General features: G+C 66.7%; 16 protein-coding genes. 10 read left to right on the top strand and 6 right to left on the bottom strand.

Annotation, left to right across the window (positions count from 1 at the left end; translation table 11 throughout):
* Positions 1-113: 113 nt before the first annotated feature.
* Positions 114-1,187: a Gfo/Idh/MocA family oxidoreductase gene (locus FHJ30_RS19595; RefSeq protein WP_139030928.1), complete on the top strand. Its 1,074-nt coding sequence runs from the start codon at positions 114-116 to the stop codon at positions 1,185-1,187.
* Positions 1,188-1,274: 87 nt separating this feature from the next.
* On the opposite strand, the gene ald is transcribed toward FHJ30_RS19595, so the two are convergent.
* Positions 1,275-2,393, bottom strand: coding sequence for an alanine dehydrogenase (gene ald, locus FHJ30_RS19590; RefSeq protein WP_139031018.1), 1,119 nt, complete (start codon positions 2,391-2,393; stop codon positions 1,275-1,277).
* A 233-nt stretch (positions 2,394-2,626) separates the two neighbouring features.
* On the opposite strand from ald, the gene FHJ30_RS19585 reads away from it, so the two are divergent.
* Positions 2,627-3,847 carry a CdaR family transcriptional regulator gene (locus tag FHJ30_RS19585; RefSeq protein WP_139030927.1) on the top strand — a complete coding sequence of 407 codons (1,221 nt, stop codon included), beginning with the start codon at positions 2,627-2,629 and terminating at the stop codon, positions 3,845-3,847.
* Here FHJ30_RS19585 and FHJ30_RS19580 read toward each other — a convergent pair.
* Positions 3,844-4,248 (bottom strand): helix-turn-helix domain-containing protein, encoded by a 405-nt coding sequence (locus FHJ30_RS19580; protein ID WP_120692758.1) that lies wholly within the window; start codon positions 4,246-4,248, stop codon positions 3,844-3,846. The genes FHJ30_RS19585 and FHJ30_RS19580 overlap by 4 nt on opposite strands.
* Positions 4,249-4,298: 50 nt before the next feature.
* Here FHJ30_RS19580 and FHJ30_RS19575 point away from each other — a divergent pair, with 50 nt between their 5' ends.
* Entirely contained in the window at positions 4,299-5,102 is an 804-nt protein-coding gene (locus FHJ30_RS19575) for an alpha/beta fold hydrolase (RefSeq protein ID WP_139030926.1), read from the top strand.
* A gap of 8 nt (positions 5,103-5,110) precedes the next feature.
* Here the strand turns inward: FHJ30_RS19575 and ptsP are convergent, their stop codons facing one another.
* Positions 5,111-6,796 (bottom strand): phosphoenolpyruvate--protein phosphotransferase, encoded by a 1,686-nt coding sequence (gene ptsP / locus FHJ30_RS19570; RefSeq protein WP_139030925.1) that lies wholly within the window; start codon positions 6,794-6,796, stop codon positions 5,111-5,113.
* A 161-nt stretch (positions 6,797-6,957) separates the two neighbouring features.
* Here ptsP and FHJ30_RS19565 point away from each other — a divergent pair, with 161 nt between their 5' ends.
* The 4 genes from FHJ30_RS19565 (at position 6,958) to FHJ30_RS19550 (ending at position 11,680) form a co-directional block, all read left to right on the top strand.
* Positions 6,958-7,686, top strand: a complete 729-nt coding sequence (locus FHJ30_RS19565) for a TetR/AcrR family transcriptional regulator (RefSeq protein ID WP_139030924.1) — start codon at positions 6,958-6,960, stop codon at positions 7,684-7,686.
* 75 nt (positions 7,687-7,761) lie between these two features.
* Positions 7,762-9,795, top strand: a complete 2,034-nt coding sequence (locus tag FHJ30_RS19560; RefSeq protein WP_139030923.1) for a PTS mannitol transporter subunit IICBA — start codon at positions 7,762-7,764, stop codon at positions 9,793-9,795.
* Positions 9,795-10,958, top strand: a complete 1,164-nt coding sequence (locus FHJ30_RS19555; protein ID WP_139030922.1) for a mannitol-1-phosphate 5-dehydrogenase — start codon at positions 9,795-9,797, stop codon at positions 10,956-10,958. The genes FHJ30_RS19560 and FHJ30_RS19555 overlap by 1 nt, the downstream gene beginning before the upstream one ends.
* 200 nt (positions 10,959-11,158) lie before the next feature.
* The gene (locus FHJ30_RS19550; protein ID WP_240793771.1) at positions 11,159-11,680 is read left to right on the top strand and encodes a GNAT family N-acetyltransferase; all 522 of its coding nucleotides are present in this window, start codon (positions 11,159-11,161) and stop codon (positions 11,678-11,680) included.
* A gap of 7 nt (positions 11,681-11,687) precedes the next feature.
* Here the strand turns inward: FHJ30_RS19550 and FHJ30_RS19545 are convergent, their stop codons facing one another.
* The 3 genes from FHJ30_RS19545 to rraA all read right to left on the bottom strand — a co-directional run bounded on the left by FHJ30_RS19545 (position 11,688) and on the right by rraA (position 15,595).
* Positions 11,688-13,127 (bottom strand): sugar porter family MFS transporter, encoded by a 1,440-nt coding sequence (locus tag FHJ30_RS19545; RefSeq protein ID WP_139030921.1) that lies wholly within the window; start codon positions 13,125-13,127, stop codon positions 11,688-11,690.
* A 207-nt stretch (positions 13,128-13,334) separates the two neighbouring features.
* Complete coding sequence (locus tag FHJ30_RS19540; protein ID WP_139030920.1) at positions 13,335-14,987, bottom strand: MDR family MFS transporter; 1,653 nt, start codon at positions 14,985-14,987, stop codon at positions 13,335-13,337.
* 110 nt (positions 14,988-15,097) lie between these two features.
* Positions 15,098-15,595 (bottom strand): ribonuclease E activity regulator RraA, encoded by a 498-nt coding sequence (gene rraA, locus FHJ30_RS19535; protein WP_139030919.1) that lies wholly within the window; start codon positions 15,593-15,595, stop codon positions 15,098-15,100.
* A 111-nt stretch (positions 15,596-15,706) separates the two neighbouring features.
* Here rraA and FHJ30_RS19530 point away from each other — a divergent pair, with 111 nt between their 5' ends.
* The 3 genes from FHJ30_RS19530 to FHJ30_RS19520 all read left to right on the top strand — a co-directional run bounded on the left by FHJ30_RS19530 (position 15,707) and on the right by FHJ30_RS19520 (position 19,229).
* Positions 15,707-16,993, top strand: coding sequence for an MFS transporter (locus tag FHJ30_RS19530; RefSeq protein ID WP_139030918.1), 1,287 nt, complete (start codon positions 15,707-15,709; stop codon positions 16,991-16,993).
* A gap of 138 nt (positions 16,994-17,131) precedes the next feature.
* Entirely contained in the window at positions 17,132-17,740 is a 609-nt protein-coding gene (locus FHJ30_RS19525) for a TetR/AcrR family transcriptional regulator (protein WP_139030917.1), read from the top strand.
* 289 nt (positions 17,741-18,029) lie between these two features.
* Complete coding sequence (locus FHJ30_RS19520; RefSeq protein WP_139030916.1) at positions 18,030-19,229, top strand: NADP-dependent malic enzyme; 1,200 nt, start codon at positions 18,030-18,032, stop codon at positions 19,227-19,229.
* Positions 19,230-19,242: the final 13 nt, after the last annotated feature.

The following is a 19,242-nucleotide window of genomic DNA, read 5'->3' as shown; positions in this document are numbered from 1 at the left end:
TGCCATTCCACACGCTCTCTCACTTAACGCGGGTTTTTCCCACACGCCCTCTCACTTAACGCGGGTTTTCTCCACACGCTCTCTCACCGGCTGGGGGGAGTAGCGTAAGTCCTATGACCGGAACCGAAGCCGCCGCACGCACCATCCGCACCGCCGTCGTGGGTTTTGGGCTTTCCGGAAGTGTGTTCCACGCCCCCCTGCTGGCAACGGACCCCCGCTACTCGCTGGACCTCATCGCCACGTCCAACGCGGAAAGGCAGCGGGCGGCCACTGCCCGGTATCCGGGGGTGAGGACGGTGCCGGACGGCCAGGCCGTCCTTTCCCGTGCGGATGAAGTGGACCTGGTTGTCCTGGGAACACCGCCGGCCACCCACTACCCGTTGGCCAAGGCGGCCCTGGAGGCGGGCCTGGATGTGGTGGTGGACAAGCCGTTCGCCGTCACGAGTGGACAGGGCCAGGAGTTGGTGGCGCTGGCGGAGGAACTGGGGCGGGTACTGACGGTCTTCCAGAACCGGCGTTGGGACGGCGACTTCCTGACGCTGCAAAAACTCCTGTCCGCTGAGGCGCTGGGCAAGGTCACGCGGTTCGAGTCCCGTTTCGAGCGGTGGTCGCCGGCCATTGCGAAGGCCTGGAAGGCGCGCGCCACGGCGTCGGAAGGCGGCGGTACGCTGTTCGATCTGGGCAGCCACCTGATCGACCAGGCACTCCAGCTCTTTGGCCCGGCTTCCGTGGTGCACGCGGAGTTGAAGGCACGCAGGTCTGACGAGCGTGCGGACGACGACGTGTTCCTGGTACTGCGCCACAAGTCCGGTGTTTTCAGCCACCTCACCATGAACATGATGTGCCCCCAGCAGGGCCCGCGGTTCCGCGTGCTCGGTTCCGTCTGCGGGTTCACCAAGAAAGGCGTGGACCCGCAGGAGCCTTACATCGCCGCGGGCGGCAGCCCCCTGGACGCGGAATACGGCCAGGAGGCGCCGGAGTGGGCAGGGCTGCTGGGCCGCGACGGCCACCTCGACGCCCTGCCCACCGAACGCGGCGCCTACCCCGAGTTCTACCGGATCCTCGCGGACAAGATCCTCGACGGCGGCACGGGCTCAGCCCTGCCGCTTCCCGTAAACCCGGGGGACGCCGTCGAGGCCCTCAAACTAATAGAAGAAGCACGCGACCTGGCCGGCCGCAGGGCTTAACGACGGATCGGCAGCCATCCGGAAAGCGTGCGTCAGAGCGGGGAAGCAGCACGCGTTGGATGACTGCCGTTCCGGCAGCACAGAGGGCTACGCAGAGACCAGTTCGTGCCAGTCAGCGACGAGCGGCAGGTTGTGGGCCTCGGACACGGAGTGGTGTGCCACGTGGCCGGCGGCGATGTTGAGGCCAGCGGCCAGGGCGGGGTCGCGGTCGAAGGCGGCCTTGACGCCCAGGTTGGCCAGTGCCACGGCGTACCGCAGGGTCACGTTGGTCAGCGCGTAGGTGGATGTGTTGGGCACGGCGCCGGGCATGTTGGCCACGCAGTAGAAGATGGTGTTGTGCACCTTGTACGTGGGTTCCTGGTGCGTGGTGGGGTGGGTGTCCTCGAAGCAGCCGCCCTGGTCCACGGCGATGTCCACCAGGACTGAGCCGGGCTTCATGCGGGCCACGAGGTCGTTGGTGACCAGCTTGGGGGCCTTGGCGCCGGGGATCAGGACGGAACCGATCACCAGGTCCGCGTCCACCACGGACTTTTCGATCTCGTACTTGTTCGACGCCACGGTCTTGAGCCGTCCCTGGTACTGGGCATCCAGCTCGCGCAGCCGGTTGATGTTGATGTCCAGGATGGTGACGTCGGCGCCCAGGCCAAGCGCCATGGCTGCGGCGTTCGTGCCGGCCACGCCCGCACCGAGGACAACCACCTTGGCCGGGCGGACACCGGGAACGCCGCCCAGCAGGACGCCCTTGCCGCCGGCGGGTGCCATCAGGGACGCGGCGCCCACCTGGACGGAGAGCCGGCCGGCTACCTCGGACATGGGGGCCAGCAGCGGGAGGGTGCGGCCTTCCTGGACGGTCTCGTAGGCGATGGCGGTGACGCCGGAGTTGATGAGTTCGCGGGTGAGCTCGGGCTCCGCAGCCAGGTGGAGGTACGTGAAGAGGATCAGGCCCTTGCGGAAGCGGTGGTACTCGGCCTTGACCGGCTCCTTGACCTTCATGACCATGTCGGCACGGCCCCAGACGTCGTCGGCCTCATTGACGATCTCAGCACCCGCGATGGAGTATTCCTCGTCGGTGATGCCGGAGCCGAGCCCCGCGCCGCGCTCCACCAGCACGGTGTGGCCGTGGGAAACGAACTCGTGGACGCCGGCGGCGGTGATGGCCACCCGGAACTCGTTGTTCTTGATTTCTTTGGGGACGCCGATGATCATCGTGGGCTCCAGGTTCTCGGCTTCTTGAGCCGGAAAGTGCGGAAGGATTTCGTGTATCAACGATAAATCCGGTTGTGAGCCAGCTGACAAGGAAGTGGCCAGCGGCCTGCACGGGAACCGCTTGATTCCGCGGTTTTGGATCCCTTGGACTAGACGTTTGTCGCGCACTGGGGCGGCAGGTGTCGCCTCATGTCCGTTCGTCCCGGAACCCGTGCAAGCAGTAATGTTGGCCCATGCAGCAGCAGGGTGTGGAACAGCTGGTTGAACAGGTGGCGCAGAAGCTGGGCCGCGGCCTGTCACTGGAGGACCTGGACGGTGTGCTGCTGGCCTACAGCTCCAACCAGTCCCACGCGGACCGCGTCCGGGTGAACTTCCTGCTGAGCAAGAAAGTCCCGGCAGACGTCAGCGCCTGGCAGCTTTCGCACGGCATTGCCACCGCAGTCCGTCCGGTGGTGGTGCCGGCCAACCAGGACCTGGGCATGCTGGGCAGGGTGTGCGTTCCGCTGATGGTTCGCGGCTTCCGGGTGGGATACCTGTGGGTGCAGCAGGACTCCGCCGATGAAAATCCGACGGCGATCCTCACCCAGTTGCCGGCCGTCAACCACGAGCTGGAAACGCTGTCCGGGCTCCTGCTGGATTCGAATACAGCCGAGTCTGAATTCCGGCGCGGGCGTGAGCGGGAGTTCCTGGCTGCCTGCGCCGGCGAGCCCAACGCGGTGGCCGCCGTCGCCGGGTGGAAGGAGATCCAGGGCCGCGGTCCCTGGCAGATGGTCACAGTGCTCGACGCCGATGGCTGGGCCGGCGGATCCGACCCCATTGCGTCCACGCTGATCCACCGCTCAGCCGCACTCCAGGCGACGATCGGCGTGGACACGGCACTGTTCAGCGCCGGGACGGAAACCCATTCCGTGGTGCTGTTCCGTGAATTGTCCGGCAGGGCCAACCATGCCCAGGTGCTGGTCCACTACCAGCTGGAGCTCGCCAAGCGCTCCGGCCGTCCGGTGGACCGCATCATCCTGGGCATCAGCGAGGGTTTTGGCCGGCCGCGGGGGCTTGCGGCGGCATACCGGCAGTCGAAGGTCGCGGCCCAAGCGGCTGCGGTTGACCCGCAGCTCGGCGAGCTGGTGGACTGCCGGGCCGCCGGGGTCTACCAGCTCCTGGCCTCTGCCGGGGGAGGTGCCAGCGCCTGGGCTGACAGCGGTTCTGTGTACTACCGCATGCTTGAGGACCATGACCGCAACGGCGAGCTGCTTCCGGTCCTGGAACTCCTGTACGACAACGACGGCTCCGTCCAGGACGTGGCCACCAGGCTGCACCTGCACCGCAGCAGCATCTACAACCGGCTGGGCAGGATCCGGCAACTGCTCGGCGTGGATCCGCTGAAGGGGATGCCCCGCCTGGAGCTTCATTCTGCACTGAAGATGCGGCGCTGGGCGGGGCGGCCCAGGATCTAGGCGTCCTGTTCCTGCGTGCCTTCCGGCGCGCGCTGGGCCTTCTTCTGCCCTTCCAGCCACTTCATGATGGCTGCGCGTGGAATCCGACGGTGGCTGCCGCGGTATTCCACGGGTATCTCGCCGCGATCGGTCATGTTCCGCAGGAAGGTATGGGAAATGCCGGCCAGCTCTGCTGCCTTGGACGTGGTGAGCATGTCCTCCACACTGCTGACGGTCACCGCTTCGCCGCGGCTGAAGCGGCGGAGGAGGTCCACGACGGCGTCCCTCGCCAGCGGCGGCAGCCGATGGACGGTGCCGTCCACGAAGACGGTGATGTCATCGCTGCCTTCCAGCGCCCGGCGCAGCTTTTCAGCGTCTTCAGGGGGGAGGGCGCCCGTGGGGCGGGGAGCGATCAGTGCCATGGCACCAGCCTACCGGCGGCTCTGCCTGCCCGGGGCGGTATGCTCGGCAGATGGTACTTACTGGCGGCCGCGACGTTAAAGCGGGAGGACTGGAGGGCAAGCTCTACGCGTCAGTTCTCCCCATCGACCACCAGGACCGGCCTGCCTACGTGCTGCTGCACGGCATCGGCGTCTCCCACCGGTACCTGGCCCGGCTGCACCTGGAACTGTCAAAGGAAGCGGACGTCTATACCTTCGACCTTCCCGGCTTCGGAAAGGCGTCGAGGCCCCAGCATCAGCTGCAGGTCGAGGACTTCGCCGCGTTCGTGGGCGCCGTCCTGACAGAGGCCGGCGTTTCCCGTTATGTGGTGGTCGGCCATTCGATGGGTACGCAATTTGCCGTGGAACTGGCGTTGCGGGAACCCAGCAGGGTGGCCGGTGCCGTGCTGATGGGGCCTGTGGTGGACACGCCCAGGAAAACAGTCACCAAACAGGCCCTGGCGCTCACGCGTGACGCGCTGTTCAGTGAGTCCCTCACCTCGAACGCTCTCGTTTTTAGCGACTACTTCCGGGCGGGCCCGCGCTGGTACCTCACTGAACTGCCGGTGATGATGGCCTACCCCATGGAGGAAAGGCTGGCAGCTGTCAGCCAGCCCGTCCTGGTCCTCCGCGGCGCCAAGGACCCCGTTGCGCGTCGTCCCTGGTGCGAACGCCTGGCGAGGGTGGCTCCCCACGGCAGCATGGCGGAGGTCCCGGGGCAGGGCCACGTTGTCCAGCACACTGCCCCGGACGCTGCCGCGGAAATCATCACCGGATGGGTGCGGGCGGTGGCCCTGCCGGCACGGCGCCAAAAGACCACCGCTCCTGAGGCCTAGCGTTTCGGTTAGAGCCCGAGTTCCGCCAGGACCGGCAGCTTCTCGCGGACCCAGGCCCGGGCTTCGGTAGCGCTGGGGGCGGACAGGGCGAGCTTGGCCAGCTGCTGCGCCTCCTCCAGCGTCACTGTCTTCAGGACGGCTGCCACGGCAGCGAGGGACCGCGCCGTCATGGACAGCGTGCTCACGCCCAGGCCGGTAAGGACGACGGCGAGGGCCGGGTCCGCGGCTGCCTCGCCGCAGACGCCCACCGGCTTGTTGTTTCCTTCCGCGCGGGATCCTTCCACCGTCAGCCCCACCAGGCGCAGGACGGCCGGCTGCCAGGGGGTGTTGAGGTTGGCGAGCGGACCGAGCTGGCGGTCGGCGGCCATGGCGTACTGGGTGAGGTCATTGGTGCCCAGGCTGGCGAAGGCCACTTCGCGGAGGATGGCTTCGGCGGTGAGGGCCGCGGAGGGGACCTCCACCATCACGCCGGGTGTTTTGATGCCGGCGTCCGCGCACATGGAGGCGAACCGGGCAGCCTCTTCCGCCGTCGAAATCATGGGGGCCATGACCCACACGTCCGCTTCTGATTGCTTCTCCGCCAGTGCGATGGCTTCCAGCTGGCGATCCAGGACCCCGGGAGTGGTGAAGTCCGTGCGGTAGCCGCGGACACCCAGGGCGGGATTCGGCTCGGTGGAGTCGGTCAGGAACGGCAGCGGCTTGTCCGCTCCGGCGTCCAGCGTGCGCAGGACCACCTTCTTGCCTGGGAAAGCATCAAAGACACTCTTATACGCAGCGGCCTGCTCTTCGACGCTGGGCTCGGTGTCACGCTCCAGGAAGCAGAACTCGGTGCGGAAAAGGCCAACGCCTTGGGCGCCCAGCTTGGCGGCCGCTTCGGCGTCCTTGCCGCCGCCCACGTTGGCGAGCAGCGGCACCAGGTGGCCGTCCGCCGTCGCGCCCGTTCCGCTGAATTCGGCAAGCAGGGACGCCGTGGCCGCCCACGCCTCCGCTGCTGCGCGCAGGGATTCGTCGGGTTCGGCGGTGATGTTGCCGGCGGCGCCGTCCACATACACTTCGGTGCCGTCCGGAAGTTCATCCACGCCGACCGCGGCGACGACGGCGGGAAGGCCGAGGGACCGGGCGATGATGGCCGTGTGGGACTGCGGGCCGCCGCCTGCGGTGACGAGCGCCAGGACCTTGTTCGGGTCCAGGGTGGCAGTGTCAGCCGGGGCCAGGTCCTCGGCCACCAGGACGAACGGGGTGCTGGACGAAGGGATGCCGGGCGCGGACACGCCCCGCAGTTCGGCGACGATCCGTGCCCGGACGTCCAGGACGTCCGTGGCGCGTTCTGCCATGTAGCCGCCCAGGTTGTGGAGCATTTCGGAAACCGAGGAGCCGGACTCCCAGATGGCCCGCTCGGCGGACGTGCCGCGTGCCACCAGCTTGGCGGCACCCTTGATGAGCATGGTGTCCTTTGCCATCAGCGCCGTTGCTTCCAGGACGGCCTTTCCGTCACCGGTGGCGTGGGCGGCACGGTCCTTCAGTTCATCGTGCACGGCCTGGGAGGCCGCCTTCAGGGCTGCGGTTGCTTCCTCCGCGGTGGTCCCCGGCGCCAGCTGCTCGCCGGCGGGAGGTTCGCTGATGGGTTTGGGCATCTGCCGGATGGTGCCGATGACGCGGCCTGGGCTGACGCCTACTCCTGGGAAGTTCTGCACTGAAGGTCCTCATTCTCTGCCGGTTGCCAGGCCCGCCGGGATGTCCGGCGCCATGCCGGCCCGCCGGCGGACTGCTACGTCCAGAGGCGGGAAACGTGCCTGAAAAAAATTGTATGTGATTCAGTTCATATAGCAATGCTATAGGTGCTAGGGTAGCGGTTATGAGTTTGGATGGCCAGCTTCCCCCCAAAATGCGACTGCTCCGTGCTGCCGCGGAGCTGCTGGCCAAGTCGGGGGGCGCTCCCGTCTCCACCCGCCAGATCACGCAGCTGGCGGGGGTGACAGCTCCCACTCTGTACCACCACTTCGGTGACAAGGAAGGCCTGTTTGACGCCGTCGTCGCCGCAGGGTTTGAAGAATATGTAGCGGGCGAAAGGGATTTCGCCCCCTCCGGACAGCCGCTTGAGGATATCCGGAGAATGTGGGACAACCACGTGCAGTTCGGGCTGAACCAGCCGGAACTGTACCTGGTGATGTTCGGCAACATCCGCCCGGAAAGCCGCCCGGCAATCGTCGCAGACGCCGAGGCGCTCATGGAGGAGATGCTGAACAAGGCAGCGGCGGCGGGCCAGCTGAACGTCCAGCCCAGGGAAGCGGCCAGGTCCATCCTGGCGGCCAATGTGGGAGTGACGCTGATGCTGATTGCGGAGCCCGCCTCCGAACGGAACCTTGAATTGTCCACCATGACCCGGGACGCCATGATCTTTGCGGTGTCCGCCGAGCCCGCCAGCGGCGCGGCCCCGGGCGCCGCCGGGAAATCCTCGGTAGTGGTGGCAGCGATCGCCCTGAACGCCGCACTCCAGGCCTCGCACTCTGACCAGCTTTCGAGCTCGGAACTCAAGCTTTTCCTCGAGTGGCTCCACCGCATCTCCACCAGCCCGGCCGGTTGAATCCAGGCCAGCACCACGTCGTCGTAAGTAACAGACCATCCTGCGAAGCAGCAGGAATGACGGTTAGGAAATCACATGGCAACAGAGACAGTTGCAAAACCCCGCACCAGCGCGCGCGTGCACGTCCAAAAGTTCGGGACCTTCCTGTCCGGAATGATCATGCCCAACATCGGCGCGTTTATTGCCTGGGGCCTCATCACCGCACTCTTCATTGAGAAGGGCTGGCTGCCCGTGCCTCAGCTGGGCGGTTTTGGCGAGACAGGTGGAAAGCCGAACACCGGCCTCGTCGGGCCGATGATCACCTACCTGCTGCCCCTCCTGATCGCCTACACCGGCGGCCGGATGGTCTACGACGTCCGCGGCGGCGTGGTGGGCGCCATCGGCACCATGGGCGTGATTGTGGGCGCCGGCATTCCCATGTTCATCGGCGCCATGATCATGGGCCCGCTGGGCGGCTGGACCATGAAGAAGATCGACTCGATTTGGGACGGCAAGATCCGTCCCGGCTTTGAGATGCTGGTCAACAACTTTTCCGCCGGCATTTGGGGTGCCCTGTTGGCCATGCTGGGCTTCTACGGCATCGCCCCGGTAGTTACGGCCTTCAGTGAGGGTGCCGGCAGGGTGGTCCAGTTCCTGGTGGACAACGGCCTGCTGCCGCTGACCAGCATCTTCATCGAGCCTGCCAAGGTGCTGTTCCTCAACAACGCCATCAACCACGGCGTGCTCACCCCGCTGGGCGTCCAGCAGTCGCTGGAGCAGGGCAAGTCCATCCTGTTCCTGCTTGAGGCCAACCCCGGCCCCGGCCTGGGCATCCTGCTCGCCTACATGTTCTTTGGCCGTGGTGCCGCCAAGGCGTCTGCCCCCGGTGCCGCCATCATCCACTTCCTGGGCGGCATCCACGAGATCTACTTCCCGTACGTCCTGATGCGTCCTCTGTTGATCCTTGCAGCCATCGCCGGCGGCATGACGGGCATCGCCACCCTTGCCATCACGGGTTCGGGCCTGGTGGCACCGGCAGCCCCCGGTTCCATTTTTGCCGTGCTTGCCCAGACGTCCCGCGACAGCTACCTCGGCGTGATTCTTGCGGTCCTGCTGGCCACCGCGGCCTCCTTCGTGGTGGCTTCCATCATCATGAAGACCACCAAGCACAGCGATGAAGTGGACCTCAACGACGCCACCTCGAAGATGGAGCAGATGAAGGGCAAGAAGAGCTCGGTGGCCTCCACCCTCACCGGTGCCGGTGCTGCTGCCGGCACGGGCGGTGTAGCCGTCCTTGCCGGGCCGGTGCGCAACATCGTGTTCGCGTGCGACGCCGGCATGGGCTCCAGTGCCATGGGCGCCTCGGTGCTGCGGAACAAGATCAAGGCGGCCGGGTTCCCGGACGTCAAGGTCACCAACGCGGCCATCGCCAACCTTCGCGACGACTACGACGTGGTGATCACCCATCAGGACCTGACCGAACGCGCAAAGCCGGCCACGTCCAGTGCCGTCCACTACTCCGTTGACAACTTCATGAGCAGCCCGCGCTACGACGAGATCGTGGAACTGGTCCGGGAGAGCAATACCGAGGGCGGCCAGGCAGGCGGCGCCCACGCAGCCGAAGCTCCGATGGATGCGGCCCCCGCGGCCGGCCCCGCGGCCGCCGCAGCTGCCCCTGCGGCAGCCGGCGCAGGCACGCATGAGATCCTTGCCCGCGAGAGCGTGGTGCTGGACGGATCGGCAACCACGCGTGACGCCGCCATCGACGAAGCCGGCCGGCTCCTGCTGGACCGCGGCGCCGTGGACGAGGGCTACATCGCGGCCATGCACGAGCGGGAGCAGTCCGTCTCCACGTACATGGGCAGCTTCCTGGCCATCCCGCACGGCACCAACGCTGCGAAGGACCACATCCGGAAGTCTGCGGTTTCCGTGATCCGCTACCCGGAGGGCATCGACTGGAACGGCAAGCAGGTCAAGTTCGTCGTCGGCGTCGCAGGCGTGAACAACGAACACCTGCACATCCTGTCCTCCATAGCGAAGGTCTTCACCAACAAGGAGCAGGTTGCCCGGCTTGAGGCTGCCACCTCCGTGGACGAAGTCCTGGAGCTCTTCGGAAAGGTCAACGCATAGTGAAGGCTGTACATTTCGGGGCTGGAAACATCGGCCGCGGCTTTGTTGGGCTGCTCCTGCACGACGCCGGCTATGAAGTGGTGTTCGCGGACGTTGCGGAGGAGCTCATCAACCAGCTCGCCGCAGCGGACAGCTACGCGGTGCACGAGGTGGGGGAGAACCCTGCGGTGCGCACGGTCAACAACTTCCGGGCGCTGAACTCCACCACGCAGGAAGCGGAGCTCATCGCGGAAATCGCGACGGCGGACATCGTCACCACGGCGGTGGGACCGCACATCCTGAAGTTCGTGGCGCCGGTGATCGCGAAGGGCATCGTGGCCAGGGAGCCCGGCCTGGCGCCCCTGCAGGTGATGGCGTGCGAAAACGCGATCAATGCCACGGACATCCTGGCCAAGGAGGTGGCCTCGCAGCCGGGGGCCGCCGCCGGGGCGCTGGACCGGAAAGTTGTGTTCGCCAACACCGCCGTGGACCGGATCGTGCCCAACCAGGAGCCCGGGCAGGGCCTGGACGTCACGGTGGAGACCTTCTACGAATGGGTCATCGACCGCACCGCATTCGGTGATTCCGCCCCGGTGATTCCGGGGGCCACCTTCGTGGATGACCTGTCACCGTACATCGAGCGGAAGCTCTTCACCGTCAATACGGGGCATGCCTCGGCCGCCTACTTCGGGTTCGAGGCAGGCCTGGAGAAGATCTCCGACGCCATGGCGGACCAGGACGTGGCCGAGGATGTCCGGGCGGTGCTGGAGGAAACCAAGCAGCTCCTGGTGAGCAAGCACGGCTTCAACAATGACGAGCAGGAAGCCTACGTCCAGAAAATCCTGGTCCGGTTCTCCAACCCCTACCTGCCGGACACGGTCCACCGCGTGGGCCGTGCCCCGCTGCGGAAGCTGGGCCGGCACGAGCGGTTCATCGGTCCCGCCGCGGAACTCGCGGAGCGGGGCGTCGTGCCGGAGGCGCTCCTGGGCGCCATCGCGGCGGCGCTGCGCTTCAACGATCCCGCCGACGCCGAAGCGACGGAACTGGCCGGAATCCTGGCGTCCTCCAGCCCGGCGGACGCCACCGCCCGCATCACCGGCCTGGAACCGGACCATCCGCTGTTCAACGCCGTCTCCACCTTGGTGGAGGAGCGGCAGGGCGAGGTGGCGCGCACCCCGGCCTGAGGCCGGGAGGGACCCTCTCTCACTTGATGCGGCTTTTTCCGCAACCCTCCTGCAGATCATGCGGCATTTGACGCAACCCTCCTGCAATCACGACGCCGGCACTCACCAGAGTGCCGGCGTCGTCCTTTTGCTGCGCCCCAGCGGGAGAACGGCAGAACCCTACCGCGAGGACAAGGGACGGTTCGTGGAATGCTGTTGGGGTGAGTAATAACGCGGACACCCTGCCCTCCCTCCTGGCTGTCGACGTCGACGGCGGGACCTTCCGCCTCCGCCACGCCACGGCCGCTGACCTGCCGGCCATCGTGCAGCTGCTTGCCGACGACTCCATGGGCGCAGGACGGGAACGCACCGAAGACATGGGACCTTACGAGCGCGCCTTCGAAGCGATCGACGCCGACCCCTCCAACCTGCTCATCGTGGGAGAGCTGATATCGGCCGGGGGAGCAGCAGGTCCCGTTGTTGCCACGTTCCAGCTCAGCTTCCTCCCGGGCATTTCGCGCCAGGGCGCCTGGCGCTCGCAGATTGAGGGCGTCCGCGTGGCGGACAGCCTGCGCGGCCAGGGCATCGGCAACGTGATGGTGCGCTGGGCCATTGATGAGTCGCGGCGCCGCGGCTGTGCGCTGATGCAGCTGACCACACATAAGACCCGCACGGCGGCGCACCGCTTCTATGGGCGCCTGGGCTTTGAGGCCTCCCACGAAGGTATGAAGCTCGCGCTGTAGTTGAGCCCTACGCCCTGGCGGAGCCCTTGGCCACGAACAGCGTCTCGGCCTGCTCCAGCGACATCCCGTTGGTCTCGGGCACCTTGAACATCACAAAGAAGAATGATGCCGCCGCGAACAGCGCGTACATGGCGTACGTCAGCGGCAGCGAACCGGCAGCCATCACCGGGAAGCTGAGCGTGATCACAAAGTTCGCCACCCACTGCGCGGCCGCGGCCAGGCCCAGGGCACGGGCGCGGATCCGGGACGGGAAGATCTCGCCGAGCAGGACCCATACAAGCGGACCCCAGGAGGCGCCGAAGCTCACCACAAAGACATTCGCAGCCACCAGGGCCACCGGGCCCCAGGCGCCGGGCAGGGAAATCTCCGAACCGGAGCCCACGGCGGTGGAGAACGCCAGCGCCATGGCACCCAGGGAAACCGCCATGCCCACGGAGCCCGCCAGCAGGATGGGCCGGCGGCCAATGCGGTCCACCAGCGCGATGGCCACCAGGGTGACCAGGATGTTGGTGACGGCGGTGGCAACGGAGATGGTGAGCGAGTCCTTTTCCTGGAAGCCCACTGCTTTCCACAGGGTGGTGGAGTAGTAGAAAATCACGTTGATGCCCACGAACTGCTGCAAAACGGACAGGATGATGCCCACCCACACCACCGCCTGCAGGCCGAAGGCCTTGCCGCGCAGGGAGCCCTTCTGGCCCGCAAGCTTGTCCTCCTCGATGGCGTCCTGGATCTCTCGGATGTGCCGGTCGGTGTCCTCAGCCGGAGCAATCGAATCGAAGACCGCCCGGGCCTGGTCCTCCTTGCCCAGGAACACCAGGAAGCGCGGGGACTCCGGAAGGGTGAAGGCGATCCAGCCGTACACGACGGCGGGCAGGGCCGCGGCCAGGAACATCCAGCGCCAGGCCTCAATCCCCAGCCAGTACGGCTGGTCCGCGCCGCCGGCGCTGGTGGCCAGGAGCGCATCGGACAGCAGTGCGGCGAAGATGCCCGTGGTGATGGCCAGCTGCTGCAGCGAGGCCAGCCGGCCCCTGACGTGCCGCGGGGAGATCTCCGAGATGTAGGCGGGGGCGATCACCGAAGCCAGGCCGATTCCGAGCCCGCCCACCAGGCGCCAGAAGATCAGGTCCCACACGCCGAAGGCGAAGCCGGTGCCCAGGGCGCTGACCAGGAAGAGCAGCGCACCGAGTTTCATGGCGGGGATGCGGCCGTAGTGGTCCGCCACCTTGCCGGCGAGGAAGGCGCCCGCAGCACACCCCAGCAGGGCGATGGCCACAGCGAAGCCGGTCACGGCCTCGGACAGTGCGAACTCGTCCTTCATGGCATCCACGGCGCCATTGACCACCGACGAATCGAAGCCGAACAGGAATCCGCCCACCGCCCCTGCGAGCGCCAGCCAGATCACCCGCTGCGGTATCCGGGCGGTTGTCTGCTCCTGTGCAGTGGGCATGGTTCTCCCTTGGTCTGGGTTTTGGTGGATGCGGTGCGGACGTCGTCGGCTGCCCGGCCCCTGGCCGGCGCACGCGCGTTACACAGTGTTCCATGCCACGGTGCGCCGTTCCAGTCGAGCCTTGGCGGCGGTCCCGCTTGTCCGCAAACAAAAGACGACGACGGCGGGTGCGCCGCCGTCGTCGTCCCCTGTTTGGTGGGGGCGAGGTTAGTGGACCGCCGCGTGCTCCTGCGGGGCGGCTTTCTGGTCCGTGAGCTTCTTGTTGGGCAGGGCGAAGCTGATGAGGAACGCGACGCCGGTGAGCACCGCCGCGGTGAGCATCACGGCGTCGATGGCGTAGGCGAAGCCCTCGGTGATGGGGCGGGTCAGCGTGCTGTTGGCGGTGTGAAGCCAGCTGGTGTCATTGAGCGACTCGTTGGACGCGCCGTTCTGGAAGAACTCGTACAGCTTGGCGTTGGCGGGGTCGGCTGCGACCGAGGGATCCCGCAGGACGGCCTGGTAGTCCGGGCTCTCCATCGCGGCCTTCATGCTGTCCGCGATCCGGCTCGCCGCCAGGCTGAACAGCATGGAGATAAACACCGCCGTGCCCACGGCGCCGCCCATGGAGCGGAAGAACGCGGCGGAGGAGGTGCCCACCCCCATGTCGCGGCGCGGCACGGACACCTGCATGGCCAGGGTGAGCGGCTGCATGCAGAAGCCCAGGCCCATCCCGAAGAACACCGCGATCACCCCCGGAACCCACAGGCCGGTGTCCACGCCCAGGCTGAGTCCCATGACCGTGGCGGCCGCGGTGAGGATTGCCGTGCCCAGGATGGGGAAGATCCGGTAGGTGCCGGAAGAGGAGATGGTGCGCCCCGCCGTGATGGACCCGGTGAGGATGCCCACGGTGAACGTGATCATCATCAGGCCGGCCTCGGTGGGGGTGAGGCCCTTCACCAGCTGCAGGTACATCGGCAGCATGGCGATGGCACCGAACATGCCGATGCCGATGATGAAGTTGAGCAGCGAGGACAATCCGAAAGTGGCGTTGCGGAAGAGCCGCAGGGGGATCAGCGCATAGTCCCCGGCGCGCTTCTCGGCCAGGAGGAACCAGGCAATGCCCACGGCGCCCAGGCCGTAGCAGAGGAAAGAGTTCAGCGACGCCCAGCCCCAGGTGCGGCCCTGCTCCGCCACCAGCAGCAGCGGCACGATGGCCAGGGTGATGGCCGCGGCGCCCCAGTAGTCGATCTTCTGCTTCATGTGCTTGGCGGGCAGGTGGAGGAAGAGGAAGACCACTGCCAGCGCGGCCAGGCCGATGGGCAGGTTGATGAAGAACACCCAGCGCCAGCCGTCGAACCCCAGGATGCTGGCGGAACCGGCGAACGCGCCACCCACCACGGGACCGAGCACGGAGGAGATGCCGAACACGGACATGAAGTAGCCCTGGTACTTGGCACGGTCCTTGAGGGAGACAATGTCGCCGATGATGGTCAGCGCGAGTGCCAGCAGGCCGCCGGCTCCCAAGCCCTGGACGCCGCGGGCAATGGCGAGTTCGGTCATGGAGTGGACCGAGCCCGCATACAGGGAGCCCGCCAGGAAGATGATGATGGCTGTCAGGTACAGCGGGCGGCGGCCGAAGATGTCGCTCAGCTTGCCGTACAGCGGGGTGCTGACCGTGGAGGTGATGAGGTAGGCGGTGGTGGCCCAGGCCTGGAGCGAGAGGCCGTCCAGGTCGTTGGCGATGGTGTAGATGGACGTGGACACGATGGTCTGGTCCAGCGATGCCAGGAACATGCCCAGCATCAGGCCCACCATCACGGTGACAATCTGGCGCTGCGTGAGGGTTTCTCCGGCGGCGCGCGCGGCGGGGGTTTTGGACATGGATGCTCCAGGGGAAGGAAGGGGACCAAGCATTGATAGTTGCTTTCAGTAACTATCCTACGTCGTGTCCTATTCCCGGGGCCGGAAAAACCTCCTCCGCTCCGCGAGCGCTACCGTTCCACCAGGATGCCGTCCGGATCGCACCAGATCATGGCGCCGGTGCGGATGGTCACGTCGCCGATCTTCACGTCCACGTCAACTTCGCCGGCGCCGGCCTTGGCGCTCTTGCGCGGATTGCTGCCCAGGGCCTTCACCCCGAGGTCCAGGTGGGCGATCGCTTCCCGGTCCCGGATTGCCCCGTTGATGACGACGCCGGCCCAGCCGTTCGCCACGGCGCTTTCGGCGATCATGTCCCCCATCAGGGCCGTTCCCAGCGAGCCGCCGCCGTCCACCACCAGCACGCTGCCGTTGCCCGGCGTGGCCAAGGTGGATTTCACCAGCGCGTTGTCCTGGAAGCAGCGGATGGTCCGCGCCCGTCCGCTGAAGTGTGAACGGCCGCCCAGGGACTGGAACTGCAAAGATACCGATGCCAGTTCGTCGCCGCGTTCGTCGTAGAGGTCTGCGGTGTTGACGGCGGTGCCCTCCGCGGGCGTGGACGCTGCGCTCATGTGGTTCTCTCCTTGATCCGACCGGCCACCCCGCCGGCATGGCGTGGGAATGCGATACTGCCCACGATAGTCTGACTTCCACCATCGTCAGCTGCACCAGGGGAGCATGCCATGAGTCTGTCCGATACGCCTGCTCTGCCGGACCCGCGTGCAGCCCAGCAAAGCACGACGGCGGCACTCGCCGAGCCCACCCGAAGGGTCACCGCGCGGTGGGTCACGGGGCTGGTGCTGGTGAATGTGGGCATCAACGCCGCGTTCTTCGGACCCATCAACGTCTTCATCGCCCAGCAGGCCATCGGCATCGACGAAGCCAACAAGGAAGCCATCGCCTCCCTCGTACTTGGGTGCGGGGCCGCCGTATCCCTGGTTGCCAATCCGCTCTTCGGTGCGCTGTCCGACCGGACGGTCTCGGGTTTCGGCCGGCGTTCCCCCTGGGTACTGGTGGGTGCCATCCTGGCCACGGCAGCGTTGCTGGCATTGTCCGGGGCCACGGCTGTTGCCCTGATGGTCCTGTTCTGGTGCCTGGTCCAATTGGGCGCAAACGCTGCCTATGCCGCCATCACCGCTGCCATTCCGGACCGCGTGCCGGTGCTGCAGCGCGGCGGCGTGGGGGGACTGGCGGCCCTGGGACAGACAGCGGGGATCCTCCTCGGCGCGGTCTTCGGGGCGGTGGTTTCCGGGAACTTCATGGTGGGATACACCATGTGTGCGGCCGCCCTGCTGGTATCCGTGCTGCCGTACCTGTTCCACCGGGATGACCCGCCACTGCCCAGGGAGCTCCGCCCTCCGTTCTCGTGGGGCAGTTTCCTCCGCGGCTTCTGGATCAGCCCGGCCCGCCACCCGGACTTCGCATGGGCGTGGCTCACCCGCTTCCTGGTCAACGTCTGCAACCAGTTGACCATTGTGTACCTGATCTTTTTCCTCGCGGATGTTATCAAGCATGAGAACCCAGCGCTGGGGGTCCTGACCCTGACCGGCATTTATGCGGTGTTGGTGATGATTACTGCGGTGATCGCGGGGCCCTGGAGCGACCGGGTGGGCAAGCGCAAGCCATTCGTGATCGCCTCTTCCGCCATGATCGCCATGGCAGGCCTCACCATGGCGTTCTTCCCTGTGTGGACGGGCGCCCTGGTTGGGGCCGGCATCCTGGGCATCGGCTACGGCGCCTACCAGGCCGTTGACTTCGCCCTGCTGACGCAGGTGCTTCCGGAGGCCGGAGACCGTGGCAAGGATATGGGGGTCATTAACGTGGCCGCCTCACTGCCGCAAGTGTTCGCCACGGGCCTCGCTTTCCTCGCGGTGACGCAATTCGGCGGGTACGGCACACTCTTCACCACAGCGGCCGTTATCGGCCTGCTCGGGGCTGTTTTTGTGGTGAAGATCAAGAGCGTCCGCTGACGTTCCGGAAGGCCGGGAAGTAAGGCGCCTGACTAATTACGCCACATTGGTGTGGCGTATAGTTGAACCGGATTGCAGGCGGTCCGGCATGGGGAGGACCGCCGCTGCGCACCATCGGAACACAACCCCGGAATGCTGATGCCCGAGATTCTTCCAGACCATCCGCCCATGGCCCCCAGGCCCTCCGCACCACGCCAGCGGTTCCGCTACGCCAAGATCCTCGAAGCTGCAGGAGGGTTTGCCCGCAAGGGCCTGGACTCGGTTGACCTTCCTGAAGTGGCGGCCAAGGCCGATGTCCCGCTGGGCACGCTGTACCGCTATTTTCCTTCCCCCACGCACCTGATGCTCGCGCTGTACCGCCACCAGCTGGAGGAGCTCCAGGGGCCGGCCGGGACCACTGCTGCCCGCTTCCGCGGCCGGGCGCTCTCCGGGCTGGTGATGGAGATCTTCCACATGCGCGTCATGCAGCCGGCAGTGGAACAGTGCCTCACCCGCGGGGTCTATGTCCCGGACAGGGACACCACCGGGCTCCTCCGGGAGATCGATGCCCTGGGGGAAAAAGCCCTGACCGCGGCGTGCGGTGATGCCACGGCAGCCCGCGTGCTGCTGCTGACCGTCACTGGTCTGGTCCAGTCCGTGCGGAACCGGCGGCTGTCCCTGTTCGAGGCCGAGGAAGACCTCAAAAAAGCCTGTGCCCGGCTGTCCGGAGCCGGCCAGCCCGGCTACACACTCCACCAAAGCGCGTAACAGGTCTAGACCAATCCGCCATTAAATCAGGCATATAGGCGTGGCCTGCCTCACACAACGCCGTGCTAAAACGTTCTGGCACCGCTTCCGGCCCGTCAAATCGATCTGGCCGTCCTTTCAGTCCGCCTACCATGGTTCAAACGGAGCGGCCGGGACCATCCCCCAAGCTCCCACGGGCCCGCCACCCCTGGGTTTCCTGCCGCACCATCGCCATCGCCATCGACTCGAGCCATTCCGGACTTGAGCCCCACGAGCCGTGCGCCCACGGCCAGCACCAGGAGACAACGACGTGTCCATTGACGCACTTGCAGCCACCGATAATTCCGCAGCCACCGCACTGAGCGAAGCCGAGATCTTCGATGCCCACCAGGGCGGCAAGCTCTCCATTGCCAGCACCGTTCCGCTGTCCAACAAGCGCGATCTGTCCATCGCCTACACACCGGGTGTGGCTGAGGTCAGCCGCGCCATCCACGCCAAGCCGGAACTGGCACGCACCCTCACCTGGGCCCAGCGCCTGGTGGTCGTGGTCAGTGACGGCACGGCCGTCCTGGGCCTGGGCAACATCGGTGCCAGTGCCTCCCTCCCTGTGATGGAGGGCAAGTCCGCCCTGTTCAAGACCTTCGGCGACCTGGACTCCATCCCGCTGGTGCTCAACACCACCGACGTGGATGAAATCGTGGAGACACTCGTCCGCCTCCGCCCCAGTTTCGGCGCAGTCAATCTCGAGGACATCTCCGCACCCCGCTGCTTCGAGCTCGAGGAAAAGCTCATCGAGGCCCTGGACTGCCCGGTGATGCATGACGACCAGCACGGCACCGCCGTCGTGGCCCTCGCAGCCCTGACCAACGCCGCCAAGGTCACCGGCCGCGCCCTGGAAGGCATGCGCGTTGTGGTCTCCGGCGCAGGGGCGGCGGGCATCGCCGTCGCCGAAATCCTGCTCGCGGCCGGCATCACCGACGTCGTCCTGCTGGATTCCCGGGGCGTCATCAACAGCAGCCGCGCCGATCTCGCCGCGGACACAGCCAGCAAGAAGGCGGACATCGCGGGCCGCAGCAACCCCCGCGGCGTGGCAGGCGGGCCGGCCGAGGCCCTGGACGGCGCGGACGTCTTCATCGGCGTCTCCTCCTCCAAGCTTGACGAGGAACACCTGAAGCTCATGAACCAGGACGCCATCGTCTTCGCGCTCTCCAACCCGGACCCCGAAGTCCTTCCGGAGGTGGCAGCCAAGTACGCCGCCGTCGTGGCCACCGGCCGCAGCGACTTCCCCAACCAGATCAACAACGTCCTGGCCTTCCCGGGCATCTTCCGCGGCGCCCTGGATGCCGGCGCCCGGCGCATCACCCCCGCCATGAAGCTGGCCGCGGCGTACGCCATCGCCGAGCTCGCGGCGGAGGACCTCTCGGCCGACTACATCGTGCCCAGCCCGCTGGACCCGCGCGTCGCCCCGGCCGTCACTGCCGCCGTCGCTGCTGCGGTGGAAGCGGAGTAGCAGCCCTTCCCTT

The sequence above is a fragment of the Arthrobacter sp. BB-1 genome (genome assembly GCF_006151685.1).
GTDB lineage: Bacteria > Actinomycetota > Actinomycetes > Actinomycetales > Micrococcaceae > Arthrobacter.
The sequence above is the reverse complement of the archived record's forward strand: the minus strand, read 5'-3'. Positions and strand labels throughout refer to the sequence as shown.

Bases quoted from the DNA above. Each gene is read 5' to 3' on its own strand.
- FHJ30_RS19595 (WP_139030928.1), top strand. From the start codon at position 114: ATGACCGGAACCGAAGCCGCCGCACGCACCATCCGCACCGCCGTCGTG.
- ald (WP_139031018.1), bottom strand. From the start codon at position 2,393: ATGATCATCGGCGTCCCCAAAGAAATCAAGAACAACGAGTTCCGGGTG.
- FHJ30_RS19585 (WP_139030927.1), top strand. From the start codon at position 2,627: ATGCAGCAGCAGGGTGTGGAACAGCTGGTTGAACAGGTGGCGCAGAAG.
- FHJ30_RS19580 (WP_120692758.1), bottom strand. From the start codon at position 4,248: ATGGCACTGATCGCTCCCCGCCCCACGGGCGCCCTCCCCCCTGAAGAC.
- FHJ30_RS19575 (WP_139030926.1), top strand. From the start codon at position 4,299: ATGGTACTTACTGGCGGCCGCGACGTTAAAGCGGGAGGACTGGAGGGC.
- FHJ30_RS19565 (WP_139030924.1), top strand. From the start codon at position 6,958: ATGAGTTTGGATGGCCAGCTTCCCCCCAAAATGCGACTGCTCCGTGCT.
- FHJ30_RS19560 (WP_139030923.1), top strand. From the start codon at position 7,762: ATGGCAACAGAGACAGTTGCAAAACCCCGCACCAGCGCGCGCGTGCAC.
- FHJ30_RS19545 (WP_139030921.1), bottom strand. From the start codon at position 13,127: ATGCCCACTGCACAGGAGCAGACAACCGCCCGGATACCGCAGCGGGTG.
- FHJ30_RS19540 (WP_139030920.1), bottom strand. From the start codon at position 14,987: ATGTCCAAAACCCCCGCCGCGCGCGCCGCCGGAGAAACCCTCACGCAG.
- rraA (WP_139030919.1), bottom strand. From the start codon at position 15,595: ATGAGCGCAGCGTCCACGCCCGCGGAGGGCACCGCCGTCAACACCGCA.
- FHJ30_RS19530 (WP_139030918.1), top strand. From the start codon at position 15,707: ATGAGTCTGTCCGATACGCCTGCTCTGCCGGACCCGCGTGCAGCCCAG.
- FHJ30_RS19525 (WP_139030917.1), top strand. From the start codon at position 17,132: ATGCCCGAGATTCTTCCAGACCATCCGCCCATGGCCCCCAGGCCCTCC.